Genomic DNA, 25,932 nt, shown 5'->3' on the forward strand with positions numbered 1-25,932 from the left:
AGGTGGAGAGGAAAATGATGACCGAACAACGGCCCGGCGAGCACATGGCCGCGGAGATCGCCCAGCAGCCGGACGTCCTGGCGGGACTGGTCGAGCGTCAGGCGGAAATCGCCGGGGTGGCGGAAAAGATCTCACAACGGCCCCCGCGCTTCGCTTTGCTCGCCGCGCGTGGATCGAGTGACCACGCAGCGTTGTACGCGAAGTACCTGATCGAGGTACTGCTCGGCCTTCCGGCTGGTCTTGTCTCCCCGTCCACGGCGACCCTGTACGGCGCGCGGCCCGATCTGCGGGACGTGCTGTTCGTCACGGTCAGCCAGAGCGGTGGTTCACCAGACCTGATCGAGGTCACCGAGACGGCGCGCCGCCAGGGCGCGCTGACGGTGTCGGTCACCAACACGCCGGACTCGCCGCTGCGGGCGGCGTCCGAACTGGGTGTCGACATCGGCGCGGGCGTCGAGAAGGCCGTCGCGGCGACCAAGACGTACTCCGCGACGCTGATGGCGCTCTACCTGCTGATCGACGCCGTCCGCGGCGGCAAGGCGGCGGACGCCGAGAAGATCGGCGAACTCGCGCAGCAGACCCTCGACGGCGCCGCCGAGGGCGTGCAGCGCGCGGTCGACCGCTACCGGTTCGTCGACCGGGTGCTCACCACCGGCCGCGGCTACTCCTACGCGTCCGCGCTCGAGGGCTCGCTCAAGCTCGCGGAGACCAGCTACCTCGCCGCCCGCGCGTACAGCGGCGCGGACCTGCTGCACGGCCCGGTCGCGGCCGTCGACGGCGAGACGGCCGTGCTCGCGGTGACCAGCCGGGGCCAGGGCGGGCAGGCCATGCACGAAGTCCTCGAGGCCGTCGGCAAGCGCGGCGCGGACGTCCTCGCTGTCGGCTCGGCCGCCGCCGAGGTGCCCGCGGCGCTGCGCATCGACGTCGCGCCGACGGTCGAGGAGCTCGCGCCGATCCTGGAGATCCTGCCCATCCAGCGGATCGCGCTCGGCCTGTCGCTCGCCCGCGGCGGCGACCCGGACAGCCCGCGTGGCCTGCTGAAGGTGACCAAGACGCGGTGAGCTTCGCGATCGGCGTCGACGCCGGCGGGACGTCGACCAGGGCCGCCCTGGTCGACGCCGCCGGCGCGGTTCTGGGCACCGGGCGCGGCGAGGGCGCCAACCCGAACGCGCACGCCCCCGAGGTCGCCGCGGGCCGGATCGCCGACGCGATCACCGGGGCGCTGGGCACGCACGACCCCGCCGGCGTGCGCGCGTGCGTCGTCGGCATGGCGGGGGTCAGCAAGCTCAGCGACGTGCGCGTGGCGGCGGTGTTCGACGCGGCGTGGGCGCGCATCGGGCTCACATCCGTCCGGGTCGTGGCCGACGCCGAAGTGGCGTACGCGTCGGCGACTTCCGCGCCGGACGGGACGGTGCTCGTCGCCGGCACCGGTTCCATCGCGGGGCGGATCCGCGGCCGCCGGCTGGCCGGCACCGCCGGGGGCTACGGCTGGCTGCTCGGCGACGAAGGGTCGGCGTTCTGGCTCGGCCGGGAAGCCGTCCGCTCCACTTTGGAGGCTCTCGGGCGCGGGCGGCCCCTCGACGGGCTGCCGTCGGCGGTGCTCGCCGCGGCCCTCGATCTGTCCGCTGTGGACGTCCGGACGGACGTCCAGCGGCTCGCCGCGTCGCGCGCGCTGATCACGAACGCCAACGCCGAAGCGCCGGTGCGGCTCGCCCGCTTCGCCCCTTTGGTGAGCGCCGCGCACGACGCGGGTGAGGCCGCGGCACGCGAAATCGTCGCCCGCGCGGCCGGGCTCCTGGTCGAGAACGCCCTCGCCGCGCGCGAGCCCGGCGAGTCGACTCCGGTCGTGCTCGTCGGCTCGGTGCTGACCGGGGCCAGCCCGGTCGGCGGCCTCGTGCGCGCGGGATTGGCCGGCATCGAGGTGCTGACCAGCTCCGATGGCGTGCTGGGCGCGGCGTGGCTCGCCGCGGTCGACGCGTTCGGCGAAGGAGTGGTTAGACCAGTATCCCGGGAAATCCGGCGCGAACACGCGAAAACGTCGACTGAACCCGGGTAGTCCGGGTAACGTAGGCAGTGGCCCCCGGACCCTCCCCCCTCGCCGGGGGCCGCCTTATGTCCCGGGTACGTCGTCCGACCGGGTTTCGGGGGTCAGTCGCAGGCCGGGGTGCTCCGGCGGCAACGCCCGGTAGAGCACCCAGCCGCTCACGGCCACGGTCAGCGCGACCAGCGGCCAGGACAGCACGGTGCGGGCCACGCCGAGGGCGAGCACCTGGCCGGACCACCACAGCAGGCCGTAGACGACCACCCGCAGCGTGTACTGGCCGAACACCCACACCCAGCTGGCTCGCGAGTAGGCCTTGAGCAGCACGGGGTCGCGCCGCCAGCGCGTCTTCTGGCCGAGCACCAGGCCGACGACGACGCCGAGCAGCGGCCAGCGGATCACGATGCTCGCCGCCCACAGCAGGGCGCTGGCCACATTGGACATCAGCTGCAGCAGGAAGAAGTCCTGGGCGCGGCCGGTGTGCAGGGCGATCAGCGCGGCCGCGACGACGGCGGCGAGGCTGACGACCAGCGCCCGCACCTTCCCGCCGCGCGCGATCCGGTAGATCCCGAGCCCGACCGCGACCGCGACGGCGGCGCCGGCGCCCCAGGCGATGGACTGGCCGGCCGCGAGCCAGCCGACGACGAAGCCGACGGGCGGGATGCTGGCGTCGAGCGCGCCCCGGCGGCCACCGAGGATCTGCGCGAGCGACTCACGGGGTTCTCCGGACACGTGTCCAGCCTGCCGGATCGCGCGCGGGACGCGTCGACCAGGGAGATCTTCGCCACATCGGGCGCCGGGTTTCCCGCCGAGTGTGCTGTTTCACGGCATGCGGAGGGTGAAGACCGCGTAATACAGAGGCGGAGAAGGCCGACAAGATAAGACACTGTTACCGCGGGCTGAACCCCGGGTGGCGGTGGGGGAGCACGCTCGATCGTTAGTTGGGGTGTACAACTACATGTCGGGGTGTGTCGGTCGCAGGATGGGGAAGGGGACCCAACGTGTACGGATTCGACAGCTATGTGGCGATCGGTGACAGCTTCACCGAGGGGCTCAACGACGAACTGCCGGACGGCTCCTTCCGGGGCTGGGCCGACCGGCTGGCGGAGATCCTGGCGGCCGGGCGGCCCGACTTCCGGTACGCGAACCTGTCGCTGCGCGGCAAGATGCTCGCCGAGATCATGGACGAGCAGCTCCCGATCGCGCTGGAGCTGAAGCCGGACCTGGTCACGCTCTGTGCGGGCGGCAACGACATCATCGTGCCGGGCGCGGACGTGGACGCGGTGGCGGAGCGGTTCGAAGAGGGCGTGGCGAAGCTGCGCGAGGCGGGCATCCCGGTGCTGATCTTCAACGGCCCGGACACGAAGGTCCTTTCGGTGATGTCGGTGCTGCGCGGCAAGGTGGCGATCTACAACACGCACCTGTGGGCGATCGCGGAGCGCCACGGAGCCCGCATGGTGGACCTGTGGGCGATGAACCCCCTCCACGACCGCCGAGCCTGGAGCGACGACCGGCTGCACTTCTCCCCGGAGGCCCACCGCAGGATCGCGCTGAAGTCGGCGGAGGTCCTCGGCATCCCCATCGAGGGAGACTGGCGCGAGCCGTGGCCGGCGGAGGCGGCACCGTCGAGGTGGATCGACTCCCGGCGGTCGGACCTGACGTGGACGAAGGTGCACCTGCTGCCGTGGATCCGCCGCCAGCTGCGCGGCGAGTCGATGGGTGACGGGTTGTCCCCGAAGCGGCCGCAGCTGTCGCCGTTGGTGCCCTTGGCGCCGCTGGACGTGCTCGAGGTGCCGGACAGCGCCCAGCAGCAGGCCAGCTGAGGTTCCACGGGTCCCCTTGAAGGCCACCATCCGCGATCGGGTGGTGGCCTTCGCACGTTCAGTGCCCAAGCGATCACCCCACCGCCAGTTGTCCACATGTCGACTCGCCTGGGGACAACTTGTGGACCACCACCCTTCCCCGGCTCGCCAACCCGCTCCACCCGGCTTACAGTCCCCTTATGTCCGGTGGGCGTCGCTGGATCCTGGTGATCCCGATCGCGGTGCTGGTCACCGCCCTGCTCGCCGGGGTCGTGACCTGGGCGCAGGCCGGGAACATCCGGCAGGACCTCACCACCCGCACGCAGGCCGCGCTGGCCGCCGCCGGGATCGGCAAGGGCTCCGTCCGCTTCGACGGCCGTGACGCCACCCTCAGCGGCTTCGCACCCGATCAGGCCCTCAAAGCCCTCGACGTCGTCCAAAAAGTGGACGGTGTCCGGGCCGCCCAGGTCGAAGGCGATGTCACGCCGGCGCCGCCGAGCGGCACCACCACGACCAAGCCGCCCGAAAGCACCAGCCCGCCGCCGCCCACCACCACCGCCACCGCGCCGCCGCCGCCCACCGACAAGGCCGGCGTGCAGGCCGAGATCGACCGGATCCTCGACGAGACGCCGATCGCCTTCGAGCCGGACACCGCCCGGCTCACGCCCGATGGCGAGCAGGCCGCGCGGGCCGTCGCGATCGCCCTCGCCAAGTCGCCGGACACCTTCCGGTACCGCGTCACCGGGCACGCCGCCCGCGGGTCCGGCAGTGCCGGCGGTGCGCTGAAACTGTCCCGGGACCGCGCCCGGGCCGTCACGCGGATCCTCACGGCCAACGGGCTGACGACCAAGCGCGTGACCTACCGGGGCCTGGGCGACACCCGGCCCGCCGGCGGCGGCGAAGAGGACCGGCGCGTCGAAATCACCGTCGTCTGAAGGGGTGAGCGAAGCAGATGCTGTGGTTGTTCGGGGAGATCTGGCTGTGGCTGGTCATCGCCTTCGCTCTCGGCGCGCTCACCTCGTGGCTCGTCCTGCGCGCCACCCAGCGCCCCAAGGCCGAACCGCACCCGGTGTACGAACCGGAACCGGAGCCGGCGCCCGAGCCGGCCGAGCAGACCCAGTTCATCCCCGCCGCCTGGGTCCACCCCGAGCCGGACCACCCCGTCGAACGCCACTTCCCCGACGACGAACACGAACCCGAGGGGCACCGCGAAGGACACCTGCCGCTGCCGCCGCAGCGCGGGCCGCAAGCCGAGGACTGGCCCACCGAGGAAGAACCCGCGTGGCCCGAAGCCGAGGACGCCACCCCGCAGTGGCCGCACCAGCCTGGGCGCGGTGGCTGACACCCATCCTGGTAAGTTCGGCTACGCACTGTGAGCGAAGCCGAGAAGGGGGTGGCGTGGCGCTCCCCCATTGGACACCGCAGCAGGTCCTCCCCCCGGGCCGCCACGCGTGCGACCTCGCCGACGTCTACGAACGCCTGGTCTTCGACGCCCCGCACCAGAACGAGCGCGAGATCCTCTTCAGCGCGCTCAACAGCTACCTCGGCGTCGCCCGGCGGATCATGCCGTCGGGCCGCGCCTGGATCGGCGGCGAGCTGATCACGCGCACCGCGCACCCGCCCCGCGGCCTGGACGTCGTCCTCGTCCCGGACGAGTGGGGCGCGCTCAAGCGGCTCGACGACGCCGGCCGCTCGGCGCTCTACGGCCTGCTGACGCTGCGCGGCGTGATCGTCGGGCAGCCCGCGATGTACCTCGACCAGGTCCAGCCGGTCGGGGGCATGCTCGACGGCTTCCTGTGCCGTCCCGGCGACGAAGACGTCTGGGCCGAGGTCTGGGCCGAAGGCGGCAGGGGCTACCCGGAGATGATCTGGTGAGGAACGAGTTCCGGCGCATCGCCGACGAGATCCCCGGCGGCACGTGGCTCGACGACCTCGCGCGCGCGTCGGCCATGGCGGCGAACGCCAAGTTCGAGCGGACGTCCCGCTCGCCGCTGCTGCACGTCTCGGTGATCGGCGAGCAGATCATCGACGCGTACACGTTCTCGGACATCAGCCGCGCGCTGCAGGACGCGACGGCCAAGATCGGGCACATCATCCGGAACCCTTCCGGCGAGGTCACCCAGGTCCAGCAGGCCGACCGCGACAAGGCCCCGCTGATCCAGCGCGGCCAGGCGGGCAACGCGATCTTCTTCGGCTTCCCCGAGCTCGACGTCACCGACGACGCGCTGATCGTCGACGGCATCGAGACGCTGTCCGAGCGCGCGGTCAAGGAGCTGTGCGACTTCCTGCCGGCGAACGGCTCGGACGACGGCGCGCTCGACGCCGTGCTGCTGCAGCGCGACACGGTCCGCAACGCCGTCAGCGACATCGTCAACGCCGTCGCGAAGAACGCCGGCATCGGGATGGCGCTGACCCCGACCGCGGGCGAGCAGGTCACCCGCAGCATGACCACCGAGCAGGCCCGGATCCTCCAGGGCAGCCTCCGGGAGTCCCGCGAGGCGGTCGGCTACGAGACGGTCCGCGGGCGGCTCGACGGCGTCCGCACCCGCCGCCGGATCTTCTACCTCGACCGCGAGTCGGGCGGGACCATCCAGGGCGCGGTGGCGCCGGACCTGCTCGACGAGATCAAGGAGAACCTCGACCGCCCGGTGACCGCCCGGTTGCGCGTCGTGCGCACGACGACGATCGACGGCCGCCGTGGCCGGCCGGTGTTCGAGCTCCTCGAAATCACCCCCGAAGTGAGCCTTTTCGACTGAAAAGTCCAGCTTGCGACTTTGGTCTTGAACACCGGAACCGACGCTCGTCGTGGGCCGTCCGCCCGCGAAAACAGTGGGACCCCCGATATTCTCCGCATTGATCACATGGCCACACCCTGCGCGTGATGTCAGGAAATACCGATACCTCGCGCAAAATGGTGGGACAATGACTTTTTCCAGAATGTAACAATTTCGCTCGTGGGCACTCTTATGGGTTAACGTCGTCGCACTCCCACCCGAAGGGGTCCGCATGATGACCGACCCGCAGTACCCGCCGACCACCGCCGCGCGCCACGGCAGGCCCGCACCACCGGTGACGGCTACGGAGCGGCGTCAAGCCAACGCGAAACCCGGCCGGAACCTCCTCGCGATCGCCGGCCTGGTGCTCGGCGTGGCCGGGCTGGGTGTCACGTTCGTCCCGGACTACGGGTACATCGCCTGGCCGCTGGCCGGGATCGGGCTGGTCCTGGCGATCGTCGGGCTGGTCCAGGTCAAGAAGGGCACGGTGGGCGGCCGCGGGCTGGCGATCACGGCCACCGCGGTCTCGGTCGTGGCCCTGCTCTCGGCGGCCGGGATGCTGCTGTACTCGACCTTCCTGGGCGCCGGCGAAGCCGGGCTGCACATGCCATCGGTGGCCGGCGACAAGCACGCCGTGTCGTTCGAGGTGACCTCCGCGGGCGGCGCGACCGTGCGCTACGGGAGCCTGTCGGACCAGCGGACGGAAAACGCGCCCGCCAGCACCGACGCGTGGGAAGGCAAAGCGTCCTACAACAATGGCTCGTACTTGTTGACGCTGACCGCGGACACCCGCAATTCGGGCGTGGACAACCTGATCAGCTGCGCGATTCTCGTCGACGGGAAGAAGGTCGCGGAAAACAGCGGCACGACGATCGCGCTCTGCACGGCGAACGTGAACTGAGCCGAGCCTGGCGACCGGCCGGCCTACCCCCATCTCGGCCGGCCGGGCCGCCACGAGCCGCTCCTGGCGGCTCCCGGCCCCGCCGCGGTTTCCCGCGCGGGGCCTGGCGCCGGCGTCTCAGCCTGCCCCTCCCCTAGGGCTCAGCCGGCACCGCCGAACCTACGCGGACGCCGGTCGGCGACACTAAGAATCCACTAAGGATCGACCGGTGACGCCGGGCCGTGACCCATTCGCAACCGGCATTCTCGCCACAAATCTCGATCACCGGCGAAGAGTTGTCGCGCGAAACGTTCACCGCAGTTCGGCGAGCTCGGTCCGGACCTCACCGACGAGCTTCGGGTGCACCCGTTCGTAAATGCGCACCGACAACGCCAGCTGCTCCCGTGCGCCGTCGAGATCGCCCTTCGCCCGCAGCACCCGGCCCAGCGTCAGCCGCAGGCCGCCCTCCCGGACGACGAACTCGCGGCTGATCGCGAGGTCGATCGCCTCCCAGACGTGCCGCTCGGCCGCTTCGAGGTCGCCCGCGCGGCGGCTGAGCTCCGCCAGCTTGTCGAGGGACACGACGACCTGGTCGTCGTCGCCGAGCTCGCGGTCGATCCGCAGCGCGGCGCGCTGGTGCCCGATCGCGTCGGACAGCCGCCCGGCGCGCTTCTCCGCCTGCGCGCAGCTGCCGAGCGCCTGGCCGCGCAGCGTGTCGTCCGGGGCTTCCGCGACGGCCTTGGCCAGCCGCTCGACGGCCCGCTCGTGCTCGCCGAGCCGGCTCAGCGCGCGGCCGAGGTGCAGGTCGGCCGAGGTGACCAGGCGCGCGTCGGTGGACCCGGCCGACAGCTCCAGCGCCCGCTCGGCGTCGGCGAGGCCGGCCCCGGGCAGCTCGAAGGTCAGCGCGATCTCGCACCGCGAGAGCCGCAGCCAGCACTGCCCGGCGACGTCGCCGGCGGCTTCCGCGGCCGCGACGCCGAGGTCGGCCAGCCGCGGCCACTCGTCCGGCAGCGGGCAGGCGACGCGGTAGGTGTGCCCGAGCCGGGCCAGCGGCCAGACGTCGTCGTAGCGGCCCGCGGCGTACGCGGCGTCCACCACCGCCAGGAGGTTCGGCCACTCCGCCGCGAACCAGTCCTGCGCCTCGGCGAAGCCCGCCAGCGGCGGCATCGCCTCCTCGGCGAGCACGCCGGAGAAGTCGAGCGGGTCGGAGACCCGGCCCAGGCGGCGCCGCGCGCGGTCGGCGACCGCCTGGTAGTACCGGACCGTCCAGCCGAGTGCCTCGTCGCGCTCCTTCTCGCCGAGCTCCTGCTCCGCGAGCTCCCGCAGGTACAGCCAGACGAGGTCGTGCGGGACGAAGACGTCGCGCGCGGTCTCGGCGATGAGGTTGTGCGCGGCCAGCGCGCGCAGCCGCCGCCGGGCCTCGGTCACCGGGATCTGCGCGACCGCGGCCATCAGGTGCGGCCCGACCACCACCCCGGGCACCGCGCCCAGCTGCAGGAACGTCTCGGCGATCTCGCCGGGCAGGCCGCGGAAGGAGACGTCGAAGGCCGCGCGCACGCCGTCGTCGGCGCCGTCGACCTGCAGCCCGGCCAGCCTGGTCCGCTCGTTGCCCAGCTCGTCGACGAGCTCTTCCGCGGTCCGCTGCGCGCTCGCCGAGAGCCGGGCGCCGGCGATCCGGAGGGCGAGCGGGAGGTAGCCGCAGAGCCGCGCGAGCGCGGCGTTCAGGTCGGCCGGGCCGGCGAGCTCCTCGATGAGCCGGACGGCGTCCTCGGGCGCGAGCGTGCCGAGGACGCGCCGCTTGGCCGCGTTGGACACCGCGAGCCCGTCGAGGCGGGACCGGCTCGTCACCACGGTCATGGTCCGCGCGCTCGGCGGCAGCAGCGGGCGCACCTGCTCGGCGGTGCGGGCGTCGTCGAGCAGCACGAGCATCCGGCGCCCGGCGATCAGCGACCGGTAGAGCGCGACGCGTTCGTGGAGCAGCTCGGGGATCTTCGCGGTGTCGACGCCGAGGCCGAGCAGGAACTGCGTGAGCAGCTCGGCCGGCTCCAGCGGCGGGTGATGCGGGTCGAAGCCGCGCAGCGACGCGAACAGGACGCCGTCCGGGAACCGCGTCGCGATCCGGTGCGCCCACCAGACGACCAGCGTGCTCTTGCCGACGCCGGCGGTGCCGGTGACCACCGCGATCGTGGTCTCGCCGGCCTCGGCGCGGGTCACGAGGCCGTCGAGCCAGGCCAGCTCGTCCGCGCGCCCGGCCAGGCTGGGCACCGCCGCGGGCAGCTGCGACACCGGCTCCCGCCGCGGAACGGAGCTTTCACGTGAAAGCTCCGCCCCCGGGCTTTCCCGAGAGGGCTCCGGGAGGTCGTCGTTGAGGACGCGCTCGTGCAGCCAGCGCAGCTCGGTGCCCGGCTCGACGCCGAGGGTGCCCAGCGTGGCGCGGGAGACGGTCCGGTACAGCTCGAGCGCGTCCCCACGGCGCCCGGCGTGGTAGAGCGCCCGCATCAGCTGGCCCGCGGTCCGCTCGGCCAGCGGGTCGGCGCGCACGATCGGGCTGAGCTCGACGATCAGCTCGGCGTGCCGGCCCAGCTCGAGGTCGGCGTCGACGCGGGCGCCGTGCACGGCCAGGCGGAGGTCTTCGAGCTCGGGGGCGTCCAGCGAGTCGGGCGTCCCGCCCAGCGCCGGGCCCTGCCACAGCGCGAGCGCCTCGGCGAGCAACGCGGCGGCGGCCTCCGGGGTGGCGGCCGACGCGCGGTCGAGCAGGGTGCGCGCCCGGTGGACGTCGATCCGGTCGGGCTCGGCGGCCAGCCGGTAGCCGGGCGGGGTGGTGAGGATGCTGGGGCCGTCGATCTCACGCAGGATGCGCCGCAGGTGGGACACGTTGCCGTGGACGATGGTGCGTGCGGTCGCCGGCGGGTCGTGGCCCCACAGGGCGTCGATGATCTCGTCGAGCCCGACGACCTTGCCGGGCTTGAGCGCGAGGAGGGCGAGCAGGCCACGGACGCCGGGCCCGCCGATCGGGATGGCGACGTCGCCGTCGAAGAGCTGGACGGGCCCGAGCAGCTGCAACCGGGTTTCGGCCATGCTCGCGCCCACCTCCCCGGGGTCCACGGTTCTTCCCCGGCGTCTCCCTCGCCGGGAAAATCAACCTACCGTGGTCACCGGCTGTCGAGCAGGCCCGGCACCAGGAGTTTTGGCGCTTCTGCGGATTCCGTAGCGCTCAGCGGGAAGCGGTGCGACATCCACCAGCGGACATGACACGACCCCGTACCACCGGTCCCGATCCGGTGGTACGGGGTCGTGTTGGAGCAAACAGCCGGGCCGCCAGGGGGCGCGGTCCGCCCGTCCGTCACCGCAGGCGACCAGGCGGGTGGGCTCACCCCGAGCGAAGCACCCGCCGATCGTCCGCGAAGACGTCTGTTGCGCGGGCCACACACCCGCGCGGTGGCGACACGGTAACAAAGCGCACCGGGTCGGTCACGCGCGGGCTGCTACCTAACGCGAGATCGGTGTCGAGTCGCGGCCGGCGATGAACGCCGGTCGCGGCACGCTCGCCGCGAACGGCTCCTGCAACGCGTTCTCCACGCTGTTGAACACCAGGAAGATGTTCGAGCGCGGGTACGGGGTGATGTTGTTGCCGGAGCCGTGCATGATGTTCGAGTCGAACCACAGGGCCGAACCCGCCTGGCCGGTGAACTGGTCGATGCCGTGCTCGGCCGCCATCCTGGTGATGTCGTCCTCGTTCGGCACGCCCACCCGCTGGTCCTTGAGCGAGGCCTTGTAGTTCTCGTCGGGTGTCTCGCCGGCGCACTGGACGAACGTCCGGTGCGAGCCCGGCATGATCATCAGCCCGCCGTTGAAGGGGTAGTTGTCGGTCAGCGCGATGGAACAGCTGACCGCACGCGGTGCCGGCATGCCGTCCTCCGCGTGCCAGGTTTCGAAGTCCGAGTGCCAGTAGAACCCACTGCCCTTGAAACCGGGCATGTAGTTGACGCGGCTCTGGTGGATGTACACCTCGGAGCCGAGCATCTGGCGGGCCCGGTCCAGCACGCGCGGGTCGCGCACCAGCTCGGCGATCAGGTCCGAGAGCTCGTGGACGTCGAAGATCGACCGGACCTCACCGGTCTTCGCCTCGGTGATGACGCGCTCGTCGCGGGCCAGCTCCTTGTCGGTGGACAGCCGCACCAGCTCCTGCCAGTACGTCTGCACCTCCCCGACGGAGAGCGTGTCCTCGACCACGGTGTAACCCTTGGTCTCGTGGTTCGCCAGCGTGGCGGCGTCGATCGGGCCGTCGGCTTCGGTACCCCACACGGTGGGGTGCACGCGCGGCAGGTGCTCCGGCGTACCGGTGATCCGGGTCGGGTAACCGTCGTCGACCCGGGTGTCCGTGAGCGTCACGGGCTTCCTCCTGTTTCCTCTCTCCGGTTCTCTTATTCGGTGACCAGCGGGTACACGCCGTTCTCGTCGTGCACCTCGCGGCCGGTCACCGGCGGGTTGAACACGCACACGCACTTGATCTCGGTCCGCGGCCGGACCTGGTGCTTGTCGTGGTCGTTGAGCAGGTAGAGCGTGCCGGGCTTGAGCTCGTACACCTTGCCGGTCGCGAGGTCTTCGATCTCGCCCTCACCGGAGGTGATGAACACGGCCTCGATGTGGTTCGCGTACCAGAAGTCGTTGACTGTTCCCGCATACAGCGTGGTCTCGTGCACCGAGAAGCCGACGCCCTCCTTGGCCAGGATGATGCGCTTGCTGCGCCAGTTCGGGGTCTTGATGTCGGCGTCGGTGTCGGTGACCTCGTCGAGGGTGCGGACGAGCACGTCGTACTCCTTTACTTCTTCAGGACGGCCTTGACGGACTCGTCGATGATCGACAGGCCCTGCGTCAGCTCGTCGTCGGTGAGGGTCAGCGGCGGCAGCAGCTTCATGACTTCGCCGTCGGGGCCCGAGGTTTCCATCAGCAGGCCACGCGCGAACGCTTCCGCGCAGACCCGGCCGGCCAGGTCGCCGGACTCGAACTCGATGCCGCGGGCGAGGCCACGGCCCTTGGCGAACAGGTTCGCCTCCGGGTAGGCCTCGACGATGCCCGAGAACGCCGCGGCGATGCGCTCGCCCTTCGCCTTGGTCGACTTCTCGAGCTCGTCGTCGCTCCAGTAGACGTCGATCGCTTCCTTGGCGGTGACGAACGCGGGGCTGATGCCGCGGAAGGTGCCGTTGTGCTCGCCGGGCTCCCAGACGTCGAGCTCCGGCTTGATCAGCGTGAGCGCCATCGGGATGCCGTAGCCGCCGATGGACTTCGACAGGCAGACGATGTCCGGCTTGATCCCGGCGTCCTCGAAGCTGAAGAACGGCCCGGTGCGGCCGCAGCCCATCTGGACGTCGTCGAGGATCAGCAGGATGTTGTGGCGCTTGCAGAGGTCGTCGAGGCCCTTCAGCCACTCGAGGCGGGCGGCGTTGATGCCGCCCTCGCCCTGCACGCCTTCGACGATCACCGCGGCCGGCTCGTTGAGCCCGCTGCCGGAGTCTTCGAGGAGCTTCTCGAAGTAGAGGAAGTCCGGCATCGCGCCGTCGAAGTACTTGTCGTACGGCATCGGGGTGGCGTGCACCAGCGGGACGCCGGCGCCGCCGCGCTTCATCGAGTTCCCGGTGACCGACAACGCGCCCAGCGTCATGCCGTGGAACGCGTTGGTGAAGTTGATGACCGACTCCTTGCCGGTCACCTTGCGCGCCAGCTTCAGCGCGGCCTCGACGGCGTTCGCGCCACCCGGACCCGGGAAGACGACCTTGTAGTTCAGGCCGCGCGGGTCGAGGATCTTGTCGCGGAAGGACTGCAGGAAGTCGCGCTTGGCCACGGTGAACATGTCCAGGGCGTGGGTGACGCCGTCGCGCTGGATGTAGTCGATCAGCGCCTGCTTCAGCTGCGGGTTGTTGTGCCCGTAGTTCAGCGCGCCGGCGCCGGCGAAGAAGTCCAGATAGGGCTTTCCGCTCTCGTCGTACAGCCAGCTGCCCTGGGCGCGGTCGAACACGACCGGCCACCCGCGGCTGTAGCTGCGGACCTCTGATTCGAGCTCTTCGAAGATGCTCATGACGTTTCTTTTCTCCTACTCGCCCGGATCTTTGCGTGCCGTGAGCGGACCGATGCGGTAAAGCTCTTCAGGCAGGTGCCCGGCTTCGGGGAAATTTTCCCCGGCGAACAGCACCGTGGTTTCCACCGAGGCGTTCCAGCGCTTCGCGAACGACGTGAACAGCCGGATGGACGCCTCGTTGTCCGGGGTGATGGTGGTCTCGAGGTAACGCACGCCGTCGGCGACCAGACGCGTGTAGAGCGCGTCGAGCAGGGCCCCGGCCAGGCCCTTCCCGCGCTGGGACGCGTCGACCGCGACCTGCCAGACGAACCCGACGTCGGGTTCGGCCGACCTGCGGTAGCCGGTGACGAATCCGACCGCCTTGCCGTCTTCACGCGCGACGACCGAAGACTCGGCGAAATCGCGGCACCACAGCATGTATGCGTACGGCGAGTTGAGATCGAGCTTGGCGGAATCACGCGCGATTCGCCACAGCTCCGCGCCGTCCGCCTTGGTCGGGGATTCGATCAAGTGCGTTACGGACATACTCAGGAAACGTAACAGAGAATTTTCGCCCCGCCAGCGACGCAGCTCACGACCCCCGCAATGACCTGCGGCGACGCGGAGTACCCGGTGAGGAGTCCCACAAACATGTTTGAAGTGGACGGTCGCTGGGCATACGCGCGCCTGGGCCGCGCGCCCGTGGCCCGCGACCTCTCCGCACGATGACTCCAAACGCGCGGGACCGCAAGGCGACGGGCCGTATTCCGCACGCATCCGCACGAGCGGCGCCGGTGACCGGACAGCTCGGCGGTCGGTGGCGCGCTGAGAGGCGAGCCGTCCGGTCAGCCGCGCTCGGGTGCGGCTTCGGCGGCCGGTTTCTCGACCGCCGCGTCCGGCCCGGGGACGCTGGCTGAGGTCGCCAAGGTGACCGGCTTCCCGCGCGAAGGCACCGCCGGCCGGCTGTTCGCCCGCCGGTCACCACGGCGCACCCGCCGCCACAGCGCGCCCAGCGGTGGCACGACCCACGGCAGCAGCAGCACGACCACGACGACAACCCACCACACCGGCGCGTCACCGCGGCCCCAGCCGGCGACCACCGAGCCCAGCCAGCCGAAGAACGGCTTCGCAAGCACCGGCAGGAACGGCGCCAGCAGCAGGCCGAGGACCGCCAGCAAGGCGAGCAGGTAGGCGAAGACCAGCGGCGACTTCTTCGACATCAGCAGCACGTTGACGACGACGAAGACCACCCCGCCGGCCAGCACCGGCAGGCCGATGAGGCCGACGACCACGCTGCCGTTGCCGCCCATCAGCAGGCCCGCGATCAGGGCCAGCGCCGCGGCGACGATGGTGCCCGGTGTCTTGAGCGCCATCGAGCCCTTGGTGATCCGCCAGGTGCTGCGGGCCGTGGCCCGCACGGCGGTGACCATCGACTTCGCGGCCTTCGGCGTCGACGGCGGCACCGTCGCGGCCGCCGCGTTGACCCCGGCCGCCGCCAGCTTGATCATGGTCTTGACCAGCAGGGGCGACCCGCGCTCGTCGGAAATCCGTTCGGCCGAGACGCGGCACGCCTGGAACGTCTGCTGCGTCTGGTCGTCGCCGTCGAGGGGCAGCTCCGGCGCGCCGGTCGCCGGGTCGGGCTTGGCCAGCCCGCGGAAGACCTTCGACTTCCTGTCACTGCCCTTCTCCTTGACGACGTCGTCGTCCGCGTGGCGGCGCACGACCGGCAGCTCGGCCCGCGCGATCTCCAGCTGCCGCGCCCGGGCGAGCACGAGCGCGGTCACCGGCATGCTCGCGGGCGGCAGGACGTCGGCTTCCTCCTTGATCGGCTCCAGCCGGGCGTCGAGGCCCAGGAACCCCAGCTCCTGGTCGAGCTGGCGGGTCAGCACGTCGACGTCCGCCTGGTCGAGGTTGTCGGCCGCCCGCGGTGGGCACCAGCCGATCGCCAGGAACGTGGCCCGGACCTCGTCGCGGAACGCATCGTGCCCGGCGAGGTCCCGGAGGTTGCCCAGCCGGACCGGGTCGAGGAGCACCTGCATGAGCCAGCCGGCGCCGTCGATCCGGCCCCACATCCAGTCGTTGGCGCGCCAGGACGCCTTGTAGAACGCGCCGAAGTAGCCCGCCTGCATGCCGGTCAGCTTGTCCCACGAGCGCCGGCGCGCCATGTCGAGCAACGACCGCGAATCGGCGCTCACCTGCACGAGATCCGCCCGCTGGTCGACGGCCGGCGCCTCCGCCAGCAGCCCGCGGCCGGCGACGTGCAGCGCGAGCAGCCGCGCTCGCACGACGTCGTCGTCGGGGTCGCTGTCGAGCGCGAGCCAGTCCAGCAGCGTGCGCACGCTGTCGCTCCCGTCCGGTTGCTCCGCGACCAGGCGCCGCAACGCGGGTGCCGTGGTGCGCAGCGCCGCGACGACCGCGGACCAGGCGTCGGCGAGACCCGCCGTCTTGCCGAGCACTGCCCATTCCTGGGCGAGCTCCCGGACCCATGCCGCGAGGGTCTCGGCCGGCTGCGGTTCCGGGTGGGCCATGACCCACTGGTCCAGCTTCTCCTCGCGCGCGGAAGCCACCCGCGCGCGGTGCAGCTCGGCCCTGGCCTGGTTGAGGACCGCCGCGTCGGCCGCTTCGGGGCCGAGGCGGAAGGCCGTGTTGATCAGCTGCAGACCGGTGGCGACAGCGTCGGCGAGGGCCGAGGTGCGGTACGGGACGAGCGCCGCCGAAGACATCCGGGTGGCCGGCGGCTCGTTCGGCACTCCCTGCGCCAGTCCGGCCCCGACCGACTCGTGCAGGGACCGCGACAACCCGGTGAACCACTGCAGTTCCGGACTGTCCACACGGGACTGCGCGTACCGCCGGGCGGCCAGCTCGACGAGCTCGGCCGCGTCCGCGGCCGTCCGCCGTTCGAGGTAGGCCGCGGACAGCCGCTGGTCGATCAGCGACTCCGCGCCGCCGCGCAGCCCGAGCCCGGCCAGGATGACCCGGGTGTCCCTGGTCCGCGTGACACCGGCGTTGTGCCGGGACAGCTCCTCCAGCTCGGAGCTGATGGACTGGCTCATCACCGCGGTGACGACCTTGCCCATGGTGTTGGTCAGCAACGGGAAGTTCTGGGGATCACAGGGTTGTGCCTCGGCTTCCCGTTCCCCGGTGGGCACGACGTAGAGCAGCAGCCGCCGGACGTCGGCGGCGGCCGGCCGGGCGAAGATCTCCTGCAGGGCCGGGCGGAGCGGCTTGTTGAGCAGCACCCCGCCGTCGGTGACCCAGTGCGAGCGGGTGAGGGCGGTGTACGGGCCCATGTCCGGGTGCTGCTCGTCCGCCTGCTCCGCGCCGACGGGCACCCGGGACAGCTCGAACGCACCCGGGTAGGAGGCGGTGGAGCGGGCGGCGAGGGCGAGCGGCCCGACCACGCTCGCCGTGCGCCAGTGGTCACCGTGGAAGCGGAAGAGCATGCGGTGTTCGGTGTCGCGGACGAGGTTGCCCAGCGCGTCTTCGTAGCGGGTGCTCTCCCCGTCGATCATGGTCCCGGTGAGGAGCACGGTGAGGTCGGCCGCGCCGGGCTGCTGCCCACCCCGCACGATCTGTTCGAGCGCGCCGCGGACACCGTCGAGCAGGACCCGGTCGCCGTCGAGCAACGATCGCGGGTCGGGCTCGGCGGGGTCGCGGGTCAGGTTGTCCAGCGAGCCGGTCGAGATCCAGGTGTCGCGCAGGCATTCGGGGGTGGAACCGAAAGCTTCGGCGAGCCCGAGGCAGGCGGCGTTGATGCCCCCGGCGCTCGTCCCGGTCAGGACGTCGACGGAGACGTCGGCCCGGAGCAGCCCGGTGAGCTTCCGGTAGTGGCCGGCGGGCGCGCTGCCCCGGGCCTCGCGCAGCAGCTGGGACGTCTCACTCGCGACGCCACCCATCCAGACGGCGAGGCTGGCGCCGCCGACCATGGTCATCGCGAGCCGGATCTCCTGCCGGGGCAGGACGTCCGGTGGGTCCGTCGGCTCAGCCATGGGCTTCCCCCGCCCGGTCGTGGTCGCTGTCGCACAGTAGAGGCGCAAGGTGAGCGCGGGGATACGTCCAGGTGTACGGCCGTTCGGGTGGACTTGCTCGGCCGAACGGTCACCCGCCCACGGTGACCACCACCTTGCCGAACTGGCCGTTCGCTTCGAGGTACCGGTGCGACTCGACGATCTCGGCGAGGTCGAACTTCCGGTCCACGCGAGGCCGGAACGTGCCCGCGCGCACCCCGGCGCGGACGAAGTGCCCGGCCCGGGCCAGCCGGTCCGGATCGAGCGTCAGGTCGAACGCGTTGAACAGCCGCATGGTCGGGACGAACCACAGCGGGAACGGCGTCTCCTTCGTGTCGAGCGCGCCGTAGACGACGAGCGCGCCGCCCTTCGCGGTGGCTTCGGCCAGCTTGCGCACGCCCTCCCCGGCCACCGCGTCGAAGACGAAGTCCGCGCCGTGGTTCCCGGTGATTTCCTTGGTCCGCAGCGCGATGTCCTCCTCGTCGGTCACGATCACGTGTGCCGCGCCCGCGTCGAGGAGCCGCTCCTTCTTCGCCGCGGTGCGCGTGGCGGCGATGGGGACGGCGCCGATGTGGTTGACGACGTCGATCGTCGCCAGGCCGACGCTGCTCGACGCCGCGGTGATCAGCACGAAGTCGCCCGGGCGGACGTGTCCTTCGTCGACGATCGCGCCGTACGCGGTCAGGAACGGGCCCCACAACGCGACGGTTTCGAGGGCGTCGAGGCCGTCCGGGCGGCGGAGCACGGCGGACGCGGGCACGATCGCCGCTTCGCCGTAGACGCCGTAGTTCCGCATCGAGAAGCCCGCGACGGTGTTGACGGCGTCGCCGACCGCGAAGTCCGAGACCCCTTCGCCGACGGCCTCGACGATCCCGGCGGCCGAGTAGCCGAGCTTCGCGGGGAACTCGCCGGGGCGTTCGAAGTAGGCGCCGGCGCGGAACATCGCCTCCGCCCGGTTGAGCCCGATCGCCTCGACCCGCAGCCGCAGCTCGCCCGGGCCCGGCTCGCCGAGTTCGACGTCGACGAGCTCCAGCACTTCCGGTCCGCCTTCGGCGGCGAACCGCACGGTCTTCGTCATTCGTGGTTCCTTTCCGGTGGTGGCCGGAATCGATCGTGACCCACTGGCGTTCCCGCTGGAAGACGGCACTTTCCTGGTACGGCGGCACACGCCTGTTACGAACGAGGTCACAGCGATGGACGACGGCGAAGTTCTCCCGGCCGAGATGTGCTCCCTGCGCGAGGTCCTGGACCTCGTGGGCGACAAGTGGGCGATCCGGGTCCTGATCCAGCTGGGCGACGGCCCCCGCCGGTTCAGCGAACTGGAGCGGGCGCTGGCGGGGGTGTCCCGGCGGATGCTCTCGCTGACCTTGCGCGGCCTGGAGCGCAACAGCTTGGTGACGCGGAAGGTCTACCCGGAGGTCCCGCCGCGGGTCGAGTACACGATGACCCCGCACGCGGCCGAACTGGACGAGCCGCTCCACGCGTTGTCGGCTTGGGCGGCGAAGCACCGGGCGAAGGTGAGCGCGGCACGGCAGGCGTTCGACGTCGGCTAAGCCGCCAGGTGCTCCAGAACCAGCACCTGCGCCTCACCGACCGCGAACCCCAGCACCGCCCCGGTGGCGATCAGGATCCACTCGTCCTGCTCGAAAGCCGGCCGCAGCAGGCGCTCGAACTCGTGCGGTGACAGCTCCTTCATCTTGGACACCAGCACGTTGCGGATGTCCATCGCGTCCGTCGCGTAGTCCTCGATGTAGCGCATCGTCTCCGGGAGCCGGGACATGATCTGGGACGCGATCGCCAGCTTCATGTCCTGGTAGCGCCGGCTGCCCACCGCGAACACCAGCACCGGCCGCGCCACGTTGCCCAGTTCACGATCCAGCTGACGCTGGATCAGCGCGAGCACCCGGTCGGACAGCGGCCCGTTGAGGATCGCCTCGATCACGTTGTGCGGCGTGATGATCTCCTTGGCGATCAGCGACCCGTACGCCTCCGCGACCTCCGCGCGCCGCTTCAGGAACAGCCCCTGCCAGGTGACGCCGAAGTACTTGCGCGGCTCGATCGGGTAGAAGATCATCCGCAGCGCCAGCCAGTCGGTGAACCAGCCGGTGAACAGGCCGAAGACCGGCATGATCGGCGGGAACTTGAACAGGATCCAGGCCACCATCTGGATCACGCCGATCGCGCCGCCGAACACCAGGCCCGAGCGCGCGATGAACTTGAACTCCTTCGCGCCCGCCTCCTGGAAGATCCGGTTCAGCAGGCGCTTGTCCTTGACCAGGCTGGTGACCACCATGCCCTTCAGGTCGAACACACTGTCCACATCGGACTTGATCAGGTCGAGCACCGCCGCGACCATGCGCGGCGACTCGTGCTGGACGCGCTCGATGACCAGCCGCTGCACGCGCACCGGCAGCGACTCCCACAGCCCCGGCTGGTAGTGCCCGGCCACCTCGCGCACGATGTCCTCGACGCCCGCGAGCAGCGGTTTCTCGATCTCCTTCGCGATGCGGTCGGCGTCGAGGCGGGCGACCACCTCGGCCGGCTTGATCAGCTGTTCGGTCATCGTGTCGCAGGCGATGCTCGCCATCCGGGCCGCGCGCTTGGGCACGATGCCCTGCCAGCCGAGGAACGGCTTGACGCCGATGAACTCGACCGGCTGGAACATCATCCGGATCGCGACGAGCTTGGTGCCGTAGCCGATCAGCGCGGCGACGATCGGGATCGAGACGTAGAGGGGCCAGTGCTGGGCGAAGTCGGCGAGGATGCCGCTGAGGAAGGCCCCCATCCGGCTAGGCGAAGCTCGGGTCGCAGGCCTGCCAGAACTGCGCCCCCAGGCGCGAGATGTGGATCGTCCGCCGGACGAACTTCGCGCGTTTGACGTGCTTCTCGGCGTCGCGCACGGTCTCGTCGGTCAGCAGGATCTCGTACTGCGTCTCCAGCGACGGCACCTCTTCGTCGAGGTCGATCAGGCCGAGCCCGATCAGCCGCGTGACGTACCCGGGCACCTGGTCGGGCAGCGACACCCCGGCCGCCTTGCCGACCGTCGACGCGTTGCGCAGCGCCACCCGGCCCGTGCCGCCGAGCCCGGTCCGCTCGACGACGTCGACCGCGGGGAACGGCGAGCCGTCCGACAGCGCCGACAGGATCCGCGCCTCGTCCGGCGTCAGCTGGCGCAGGATGATCGCGTAGAAGTACTCGCGGGCGCGCTCGCGGCCGAAGCCGATGGAGTGGTTGAGCAGCTCGGCCATCGCGGCCCGCAGCGGCTCGGCGTGGTTGTCGCGCGCCGGCACGAGCGTGACGGTGGCTTCCACCTTCCCCGGCACCGCCGGGCGGTTCATCGCCGAGGCCGCGGTGAGCGCCGCGTGGTACGGGTCGTCGACCTCGTCGAGCCGCCGCCGCAGCTCGGCCAGCAGCTGGTGCTCGACCTGCCGCACCGTGCGTTCGGCGGTCTCGACGCCGGGGAGCCTGCGGCCGAGCGCGAAGCTCGTGCGCGCGGCCCAGCCCGCCAGCTGACCGGCGCGCCGCGCCAGGTCGGCCACCTCGTCGCCGGTGCCCCGGCCGTTCGGTCGCTCTGCGTTCACGCGCCCACTCCCCTCTGCGTACGGGCCGATGCTACCTGTGGGTAGGCCGAATGGTGGTGTGAGCACCGGCATGATGTGCAGCATGAGTTCGACGCGCTGGGGTCCGCCGATCGACGTCCTCCCGTACTTCTCGAAAGAAGAGCAGGCGCTGATGACGCTGCTCGGCGCGCTGACCGACGAAGACTGGCAGCGGCCGACCATGTGCGCGGGCTGGACGGTCAAGGACGTCGCCGCCCACCTGCTGGGAGACAAGGTCGGCCGGCTGTCCCGCGGCCGCGACGGGCACACCGCCGATGCCCCCCGCCCGGGTGAGTCGTTCCCCCGCTTCATCGACCGGCTCAACGACGAATGGGTCGTCGCGTGCCGGCGGCTGTCGACCGACGTCCTGATGACGATGCTGTACGAGTTCATGGGCCAGACCACCGAGTACTGGGCGCAGCTGGACCTCGACGCCCTCGGCGAGCCGGTGAGCTGGGCGGGCGCCGAGCCGGCGCCGCGCTGGCTCGACGCGGCCCGCGACTATTCGGAGTTCTGGGTCCACCACGTGCAGATCCGCGAGGCCCTGGAGCACACGCCGCTGGAGGCGGAGTACGCCGAGCCGATCGCCGACACGTTCGTCCGCGCGCTGCCGCACACCCTGCGCGACGTCGACGCCCGGGTCGGCAAGCAGGTCGGCTACACGGTCACCGGGGCGGGCAAGTGGCACGCCCGCCGCGAGCGCGACGGCTGGACGCTGGACCGCGGCGCCCCGCCGTCACGCACCCCGCTGGCCACGGTGACGACGGACCTGGACACGTTCTGGCGGCTCTGCACCCGCAACACCGCGGACGTCGGCCGCGTGCGCACAACCGGCGACGCAAACGTTTGCGAGGTCATCCTGGGCATGACCTCGATCATCGTCTGACCGGCACTTTCCCTACGAAAGCTCCACCCGGGGGCGGCACTTTCCCTATGAAAGCTCCCACCCCGGGGGCGGCACTTTCCCTATGAAAGTGCCGCTTCAGCGGCGGCGGGCTTGCTTGCGCAGCTGGAGGATGCGGGCGCCGCCGATCAGCGCGACCAGCGCCGCGCCGCCGATGGCCGAGAACAGCATCGCGATGGCCAGCGGCAGGCTGCCTTCGCCGCCGAAGAAGTGCACGGTCACCGAGTCCAGGTTCTGCAGGATGAAGATCAGCAACAGGACCAGCACGACCAGCCCGGCGATCACCGCGACCCAGGTCCCGCTGATCCGCGTCCGCTTGATCTTCGCGGGCGCGGTCCGGGACGGCGCCGGGCGCACCGGCGTGACCTCCTCGGCGCCGGGCCGGACGTCGCCCGCCCGCTGCTCGGCGGGTTCGAGCGCGCCCTCGGGCACGTCGTTCTCGGCCAGCTGGTGACGGCCGGGACCGTCGCTCCCGGGCAGGTCGTGGCTGGTGGGGCCGGTGGGGCGGTCGGCCGCGCCCCCGCGCGCGTGCGTCATGTGGTCCAGTGTCCGTCCGGCGCGCGGGGAGCGCTGTGTCAAACCCCCTAACGGGCGAAGCCGTCGACCTCGCGCAGGACGCGGAGCGTGTTCTTCCCCGCGAGTTTCGCGCAGTCTTCCTCACTCCACCCGCGCTCGAGCAGCGCGGCGAACAACACCGGGTACTTGGAGGTGTCCTCCAGCCCCTCCGGCAGCGTGCCGACGCCGTCGTAGTCGCCGCCGAGGCCGATGTGGTCGATGCCGGCGACCTCGCGGGCGTGCTCGACGTGCGCGACGACGTCCTCGACGGTGGCCTTCGGCTTGACCGGGCCGTCCCACTCCTTGACGAACTCGCCGCGCTGGGCCAGGTTCCGGAACTCCTTGCCGGCCGCCGCCATCGCGGCCTTCAGCTCCTGGTCCCACGTGCTGACCTTCGGGGAGATGAACGCCGGCACGAAGGTCGTCATGGCGACCCCGCCGTTGCCGGGCAACATCGCCAGGACGTCGTCGGGGATGTTGCGCGGGTGGTCGTTCACCGCGAGGCAGGAGGAGTGGCTGAAGATCACCGGCACCGAGCTGACCTCGATCGCCGCCCGCATCGTCGAGGGCGCGACGTGCGAGAGGTCGACCATCATCCCGATCTTGTTCATCTCGCGCACGACGTCGCGACCGAACTCGGTGAGCCCGTTGTGCGCCGGCTCGTCGGTGCCGGAGTCGGCCCAGGTGGTGTTGAAGTTGTGCGTCAGCGTCATGTACCGGACGCCGAGGCGGCGCAGGATCCGCAGCACGCCGAGCGACTCGGCGATGCTGTGGCCGCCCTCGGCGCCGAGCAGCGACGCGATCCGGCCGTCGGCGAACGCGGCTTCGGCCTCGTCGGCGGTGTCGACCAGCCGCAGCCGGTCGGGGTAGCGCTCGGCCAGCTGGTAGACGACCTCGATCTGCTCCAGGACGGCGGTGACGGCACTGTGGCCCTCGAACTCACAGGGCACGTACACCGACCAGAACTGCATCCCGAGCTTCCCGTCGGCGAGCTTCGGGAAGTCGGTGTGCAGGGCCGGCTGCCGGACGGTCAGGTCGAGCGAAGCGGCGGCCTCGACCGGGTTGGGGCCGCCGTGCTGCCGCAGCTCCCACGGCAGGTCGTTGTGCCCGTCGGCGAGGATGGCGGCGTCCAGCAGTTTGGTAGCACGCTGTAGTGCCTCGTTAGTCATCGCCCGATCGTAGGGTGAGCCGGTATACGCTCCGTACAAACGCTAGATCGTGATCCACCTGGCCGCGGCGCGCACGCCGTCCTCGGTGATCTGGTGCCCGCCGGGGTGGCGCTGAGTGACGACGTCGGCACCGCGCTCGCGCAGCAGCCCGATCAGCTCCTCGGTCGACGCCAGCGGCGCCATCGGGTCGCGTTCGCCGTTGGCGAGGAAGACCCGGGTCGCACTCAGGTCGTGGTCAGGCGGCTGCGGGACCGGCGACATCGACGCGAAGAGCGCGGCTTCGCGGACGACTTCCGGCCGCAGCAGCACCACGGCGGCGGCGATGTTGGCGCCGTTCGAGAAGCCGATGGCGACGAGCCGCCGGTCGCCCAGCCCGTACTTCTCGCGGGCTTCGACGACGAAGTCCGCGAGCTCGTTCGCGCGCTTCACGACGTCCTCGTGGTCGAAGACGCCCTCGGCGAGCCGCCGGAACCAGCGCGCGGCGCCGTGCTCCGAAACCGGGCCGGCCGGGGCGAGCACGGCGGCGTCCGGGCTCAGCTCGCGCGCCAGGCCGAGCAGGTCGTCGGGGCTGCCGCCGGTGCCGTGCAGCAGGAGCAGCACCGGCGCGTCCGGCGAGCCCTCGACGTACTTGTGCGCCAGGGTCATGACAGCTCCGGGTTGTTCTCGGCGGGGAGGTTCAGCTTGGGCAGCATGTGCTCGATCTCGTCGCGGCGCGGCTCCAGCCACGGCGGCAGCTTGAGCGCGCGGCCGAGCTCCAGCAGCGGCTCGTCGATGGCGAACCCGGGCTCGTCGGTCGCGACTTCGAGCAGCGTGCCGCCCGGTTCGCGGAAGTAGATCGAGCGGAAGTACTGCCGGTCCAGGATCGAAGTGACGTGCACCCCCTGGTCGACGAGCTCCTCGCGCCAGGTCTTCTGGGTGGCCTCGTCGGGCGCCCGCCAGGCGACGTGGTGCACGGTGCCGGCGGCGACCAGCCCGCGCGGCGCGTCCGGCGTCACGAGGACGTCGACGAGCGCGCCCGGACCGCCTTCACCGGCGGCGAAGCGCAGGCGGTTGCTGTCCTGGTTGGCGAAGCTGAGACCGAGGCCGTCGGTGAGCATGCCGGCCGTTGCGTCCTCTTTGGACACCGACAGCGTCACCGAGTGCAGGCCCCGGATCGCGTGCTCGGCCGGGACGAGCTCGGTGTCCCACGGGTCACGCGGGTCCCCCTGCGGGTGCGCGACGAGCGCGAGTTGCAGGCCGTCGGGGTCGCGGAAGGTGAGCGTGTCCTCGTCGTCGGCGTTGCGGACCTCGCCGGTCTCGATCTGCTGCGCGGCGAGGTGCTGCTTCCACCAGCCGATCGAGGCCTCGGGAACGGAGAACGAGGTGGTGGTGGCCTGCCCGGTGCCGCGGCGCCCGCTCGGCGCGTCGGGCCAGGGGAAGAAGGTCATCAGCGAGCCGGGCTTGCCGGCGCTGTCGCCGTAGTAGAGGTGGTAGGTGCCCGGGTCGTCGAAGTTCACGGTGGTCTTCACCAGCCGCAGGCCCAGGGTGCGCAGGTAGAAGTCGGCATTGCGCTGCGGGTCCCCGCCGATGGCGGTGACGTGGTGCAGCCCGGACGTCCTGATCGACATGGTTGCCTCCTCTTCGCAAGGTAACCGCAGAACCTCTTGCGTGCAAGATATATTCCCAGCAGACTTTCCGGTAGGCTGCCCCCGTGGAGCCGAAGACCGACGACGACGAGATCGTCACCTGGTGGGGCCTGGTCATCGAGGGTTACCTGGCCACCCAGGACAAGCTGATGGGCGAGATCGCCGACCGGTTCGGGCTCGCGCCCGCGTCCTTCGACATCCTCGTGCGGCTCGTCCGCTCGCCCGACCACCGGATGCCGATGACCCGGCTGGCCACCGAGGCCGCGCTCTCCAGCGGCGGCTTCACGAAGGTGGCCGACCGCCTCGTGGCAGCGGACCTGATCTGCCGCGTGCCGAGCCCGGACGACCGGCGCGTCACGTTCGCCTCGCTCACCGACCACGGACTCGAAGTCGCGAACAAGGCGCGCGCCGCCGCCGCGGACATCCTGCGCCGGATCGTGCTGACACCCTTGGGCGACGACGCGCCGGCACTCGCGGAAGCGATGCGGACACTCCGCGCGTTCAACGGCGATCGTTGAAAA

General features: G+C 71.2%; 25 protein-coding genes. 11 read left to right on the forward strand and 14 right to left on the reverse strand.

The genetic code is table 11. The features are described 5' to 3' along the window. The first annotated feature begins 14 nt into the window (after positions 1–14). Both M8542_RS16230 and M8542_RS16235 read left to right on the forward strand, forming a co-directional pair. Complete coding sequence (locus tag M8542_RS16230; RefSeq protein WP_257920983.1) at positions 15–1,061, forward strand: SIS domain-containing protein; 1,047 nt, start codon at positions 15–17, stop codon at positions 1,059–1,061. Further along, complete coding sequence (locus M8542_RS16235) at positions 1,058–2,056, forward strand: N-acetylglucosamine kinase (RefSeq protein ID WP_257920984.1); 999 nt, start codon at positions 1,058–1,060, stop codon at positions 2,054–2,056. The genes M8542_RS16230 and M8542_RS16235 overlap by 4 nt, the downstream gene beginning before the upstream one ends. Before the next feature lie 54 nt (positions 2,057–2,110). On the opposite strand, the gene M8542_RS16240 is transcribed toward M8542_RS16235, so the two are convergent. Beyond that, entirely contained in the window at positions 2,111–2,773 is a 663-nt protein-coding gene (locus M8542_RS16240) for a DUF3159 domain-containing protein (protein ID WP_257920985.1), read from the reverse strand. Between the two features lie 269 nt (positions 2,774–3,042). Between M8542_RS16240 and M8542_RS16245 the strand changes: the two genes are divergently transcribed. The 6 genes from M8542_RS16245 (at position 3,043) to M8542_RS16270 (ending at position 7,518) form a co-directional block, all read left to right on the forward strand. Continuing rightward, positions 3,043–3,864, forward strand: coding sequence for an SGNH/GDSL hydrolase family protein (locus tag M8542_RS16245; RefSeq protein WP_257920986.1), 822 nt, complete (start codon positions 3,043–3,045; stop codon positions 3,862–3,864). Between the two features lie 179 nt (positions 3,865–4,043). Beyond that, the gene (locus M8542_RS16250; protein ID WP_257920987.1) at positions 4,044–4,778 is read left to right on the forward strand and encodes an OmpA family protein; all 735 of its coding nucleotides are present in this window, start codon (positions 4,044–4,046) and stop codon (positions 4,776–4,778) included. Between the two features lie 17 nt (positions 4,779–4,795). Then, positions 4,796–5,185 carry a hypothetical protein gene (locus M8542_RS16255; protein WP_257920988.1) on the forward strand — a complete coding sequence of 130 codons (390 nt, stop codon included), beginning with the start codon at positions 4,796–4,798 and terminating at the stop codon, positions 5,183–5,185. Between the two features lie 56 nt (positions 5,186–5,241). Next, positions 5,242–5,718, forward strand: a complete 477-nt coding sequence (locus M8542_RS16260) for a DUF6932 family protein (RefSeq protein ID WP_257920989.1) — start codon at positions 5,242–5,244, stop codon at positions 5,716–5,718. Further along, on the forward strand, positions 5,715–6,599 hold the full coding sequence (locus M8542_RS16265; RefSeq protein WP_257920990.1) for a hypothetical protein: 885 nt from the start codon (positions 5,715–5,717) through the stop codon (positions 6,597–6,599). The genes M8542_RS16260 and M8542_RS16265 overlap by 4 nt, the downstream gene beginning before the upstream one ends. 250 nt (positions 6,600–6,849) lie before the next feature. Continuing rightward, positions 6,850–7,518 carry a DUF4190 domain-containing protein gene (locus tag M8542_RS16270; protein WP_257920991.1) on the forward strand — a complete coding sequence of 223 codons (669 nt, stop codon included), beginning with the start codon at positions 6,850–6,852 and terminating at the stop codon, positions 7,516–7,518. Positions 7,519–7,809: 291 nt separating this feature from the next. Here the strand turns inward: M8542_RS16270 and M8542_RS16275 are convergent, their stop codons facing one another. From M8542_RS16275 to M8542_RS16305, 7 genes are all read right to left on the reverse strand, one after another. Next, positions 7,810–10,575: an AfsR/SARP family transcriptional regulator gene (locus M8542_RS16275; protein WP_257921067.1), complete on the reverse strand. Its 2,766-nt coding sequence runs from the start codon at positions 10,573–10,575 to the stop codon at positions 7,810–7,812. 411 nt (positions 10,576–10,986) lie between these two features. Then, positions 10,987–11,889: an ectoine hydroxylase gene (gene thpD / locus M8542_RS16280; RefSeq protein ID WP_257920992.1), complete on the reverse strand. Its 903-nt coding sequence runs from the start codon at positions 11,887–11,889 to the stop codon at positions 10,987–10,989. Positions 11,890–11,921: 32 nt separating this feature from the next. After that, a complete protein-coding gene (locus tag M8542_RS16285; RefSeq protein ID WP_257920993.1) occupies positions 11,922–12,308 on the reverse strand; it encodes an ectoine synthase in 387 nt (128 codons plus the stop codon). Between the two features lie 11 nt (positions 12,309–12,319). Further along, the gene (ectB, locus tag M8542_RS16290) at positions 12,320–13,573 is read right to left on the reverse strand and encodes a diaminobutyrate--2-oxoglutarate transaminase (RefSeq protein WP_257920994.1); all 1,254 of its coding nucleotides are present in this window, start codon (positions 13,571–13,573) and stop codon (positions 12,320–12,322) included. Between the two features lie 15 nt (positions 13,574–13,588). Continuing rightward, complete coding sequence (ectA, locus tag M8542_RS16295; RefSeq protein ID WP_257920995.1) at positions 13,589–14,098, reverse strand: diaminobutyrate acetyltransferase; 510 nt, start codon at positions 14,096–14,098, stop codon at positions 13,589–13,591. A gap of 299 nt (positions 14,099–14,397) precedes the next feature. Beyond that, the gene (locus M8542_RS16300) at positions 14,398–17,541 is read right to left on the reverse strand and encodes a patatin-like protein (RefSeq protein ID WP_257920996.1); all 3,144 of its coding nucleotides are present in this window, start codon (positions 17,539–17,541) and stop codon (positions 14,398–14,400) included. Between the two features lie 109 nt (positions 17,542–17,650). Further along, positions 17,651–18,637, reverse strand: a complete 987-nt coding sequence (locus tag M8542_RS16305; protein WP_257920997.1) for a zinc-dependent alcohol dehydrogenase family protein — start codon at positions 18,635–18,637, stop codon at positions 17,651–17,653. A 115-nt stretch (positions 18,638–18,752) separates the two neighbouring features. Here M8542_RS16305 and M8542_RS16310 point away from each other — a divergent pair, with 115 nt between their 5' ends. Further along, positions 18,753–19,112 carry a winged helix-turn-helix transcriptional regulator gene (locus tag M8542_RS16310; protein ID WP_257920998.1) on the forward strand — a complete coding sequence of 120 codons (360 nt, stop codon included), beginning with the start codon at positions 18,753–18,755 and terminating at the stop codon, positions 19,110–19,112. Here M8542_RS16310 and M8542_RS16315 read toward each other — a convergent pair. Further along, positions 19,109–20,344, reverse strand: coding sequence for a DUF445 domain-containing protein (locus tag M8542_RS16315; protein WP_257920999.1), 1,236 nt, complete (start codon positions 20,342–20,344; stop codon positions 19,109–19,111). The two genes, M8542_RS16310 and M8542_RS16315, sit on opposite strands and share 4 nt — an antisense overlap. A 4-nt stretch (positions 20,345–20,348) precedes the next feature. Next, on the reverse strand, positions 20,349–21,140 hold the full coding sequence (locus M8542_RS16320) for an Abi-alpha family protein (protein WP_257921000.1): 792 nt from the start codon (positions 21,138–21,140) through the stop codon (positions 20,349–20,351). 82 nt (positions 21,141–21,222) lie between these two features. Between M8542_RS16320 and M8542_RS16325 the strand changes: the two genes are divergently transcribed. Beyond that, positions 21,223–22,044: a maleylpyruvate isomerase family mycothiol-dependent enzyme gene (locus tag M8542_RS16325; RefSeq protein ID WP_257921001.1), complete on the forward strand. Its 822-nt coding sequence runs from the start codon at positions 21,223–21,225 to the stop codon at positions 22,042–22,044. A 96-nt stretch (positions 22,045–22,140) separates the two neighbouring features. Here M8542_RS16325 and M8542_RS16330 read toward each other — a convergent pair whose 3' ends face one another. From M8542_RS16330 to M8542_RS16345, 4 genes are read right to left on the reverse strand one after another with little or no spacing between them, the layout of a single operon-like run. Next, positions 22,141–22,599 carry a LapA family protein gene (locus tag M8542_RS16330; protein ID WP_257921002.1) on the reverse strand — a complete coding sequence of 153 codons (459 nt, stop codon included), beginning with the start codon at positions 22,597–22,599 and terminating at the stop codon, positions 22,141–22,143. A 47-nt stretch (positions 22,600–22,646) separates the two neighbouring features. Further along, on the reverse strand, positions 22,647–23,786 hold the full coding sequence (locus M8542_RS16335) for a dipeptidase (protein ID WP_257921003.1): 1,140 nt from the start codon (positions 23,784–23,786) through the stop codon (positions 22,647–22,649). A gap of 42 nt (positions 23,787–23,828) precedes the next feature. Beyond that, entirely contained in the window at positions 23,829–24,431 is a 603-nt protein-coding gene (locus M8542_RS16340; protein WP_257921004.1) for an alpha/beta hydrolase, read from the reverse strand. Further along, the gene (locus M8542_RS16345; protein WP_257921005.1) at positions 24,428–25,393 is read right to left on the reverse strand and encodes a ring-cleaving dioxygenase; all 966 of its coding nucleotides are present in this window, start codon (positions 25,391–25,393) and stop codon (positions 24,428–24,430) included. The genes M8542_RS16340 and M8542_RS16345 overlap by 4 nt, the downstream gene beginning before the upstream one ends. Before the next feature lie 83 nt (positions 25,394–25,476). On the opposite strand from M8542_RS16345, the gene M8542_RS16350 reads away from it, so the two are divergent. Beyond that, positions 25,477–25,929 carry a MarR family winged helix-turn-helix transcriptional regulator gene (locus M8542_RS16350; RefSeq protein WP_257921006.1) on the forward strand — a complete coding sequence of 151 codons (453 nt, stop codon included), beginning with the start codon at positions 25,477–25,479 and terminating at the stop codon, positions 25,927–25,929. Positions 25,930–25,932: the final 3 nt, after the last annotated feature.

Source organism: Amycolatopsis iheyensis (assembly GCF_024703995.1).
In the GTDB taxonomy this organism is placed as follows: Bacteria; Actinomycetota; Actinomycetes; order Mycobacteriales; family Pseudonocardiaceae; genus Amycolatopsis; species Amycolatopsis iheyensis.

Excerpts from the sequence above, each read along its gene's own strand:
- M8542_RS16250 (WP_257920987.1), top strand. The coding sequence starts at position 4,044 with ATGTCCGGTGGGCGTCGCTGGATCCTGGTGATCCCGATCGCGGTGCTG.
- M8542_RS16325 (WP_257921001.1), top strand. The coding sequence starts at position 21,223 with ATGAGTTCGACGCGCTGGGGTCCGCCGATCGACGTCCTCCCGTACTTC.
- M8542_RS16230 (WP_257920983.1), top strand. The coding sequence starts at position 15 with ATGATGACCGAACAACGGCCCGGCGAGCACATGGCCGCGGAGATCGCC.
- M8542_RS16330 (WP_257921002.1), bottom strand. The coding sequence starts at position 22,599 with ATGACGCACGCGCGCGGGGGCGCGGCCGACCGCCCCACCGGCCCCACC.
- M8542_RS16255 (WP_257920988.1), top strand. The coding sequence starts at position 4,796 with ATGCTGTGGTTGTTCGGGGAGATCTGGCTGTGGCTGGTCATCGCCTTC.
- M8542_RS16345 (WP_257921005.1), bottom strand. The coding sequence starts at position 25,393 with ATGTCGATCAGGACGTCCGGGCTGCACCACGTCACCGCCATCGGCGGG.
- M8542_RS16275 (WP_257921067.1), bottom strand. The coding sequence starts at position 10,575 with ATGGCCGAAACCCGGTTGCAGCTGCTCGGGCCCGTCCAGCTCTTCGAC.
- M8542_RS16340 (WP_257921004.1), bottom strand. The coding sequence starts at position 24,431 with ATGACCCTGGCGCACAAGTACGTCGAGGGCTCGCCGGACGCGCCGGTG.
- ectB (WP_257920994.1), bottom strand. The coding sequence starts at position 13,573 with ATGAGCATCTTCGAAGAGCTCGAATCAGAGGTCCGCAGCTACAGCCGC.
- ectA (WP_257920995.1), bottom strand. The coding sequence starts at position 14,098 with ATGTCCGTAACGCACTTGATCGAATCCCCGACCAAGGCGGACGGCGCG.
- M8542_RS16335 (WP_257921003.1), bottom strand. The coding sequence starts at position 23,786 with ATGACTAACGAGGCACTACAGCGTGCTACCAAACTGCTGGACGCCGCC.
- M8542_RS16315 (WP_257920999.1), bottom strand. The coding sequence starts at position 20,344 with ATGGGGGCCTTCCTCAGCGGCATCCTCGCCGACTTCGCCCAGCACTGG.
- M8542_RS16270 (WP_257920991.1), top strand. The coding sequence starts at position 6,850 with ATGATGACCGACCCGCAGTACCCGCCGACCACCGCCGCGCGCCACGGC.
- M8542_RS16305 (WP_257920997.1), bottom strand. The coding sequence starts at position 18,637 with ATGACGAAGACCGTGCGGTTCGCCGCCGAAGGCGGACCGGAAGTGCTG.
- M8542_RS16300 (WP_257920996.1), bottom strand. The coding sequence starts at position 17,541 with ATGGCTGAGCCGACGGACCCACCGGACGTCCTGCCCCGGCAGGAGATC.
- M8542_RS16310 (WP_257920998.1), top strand. The coding sequence starts at position 18,753 with ATGGACGACGGCGAAGTTCTCCCGGCCGAGATGTGCTCCCTGCGCGAG.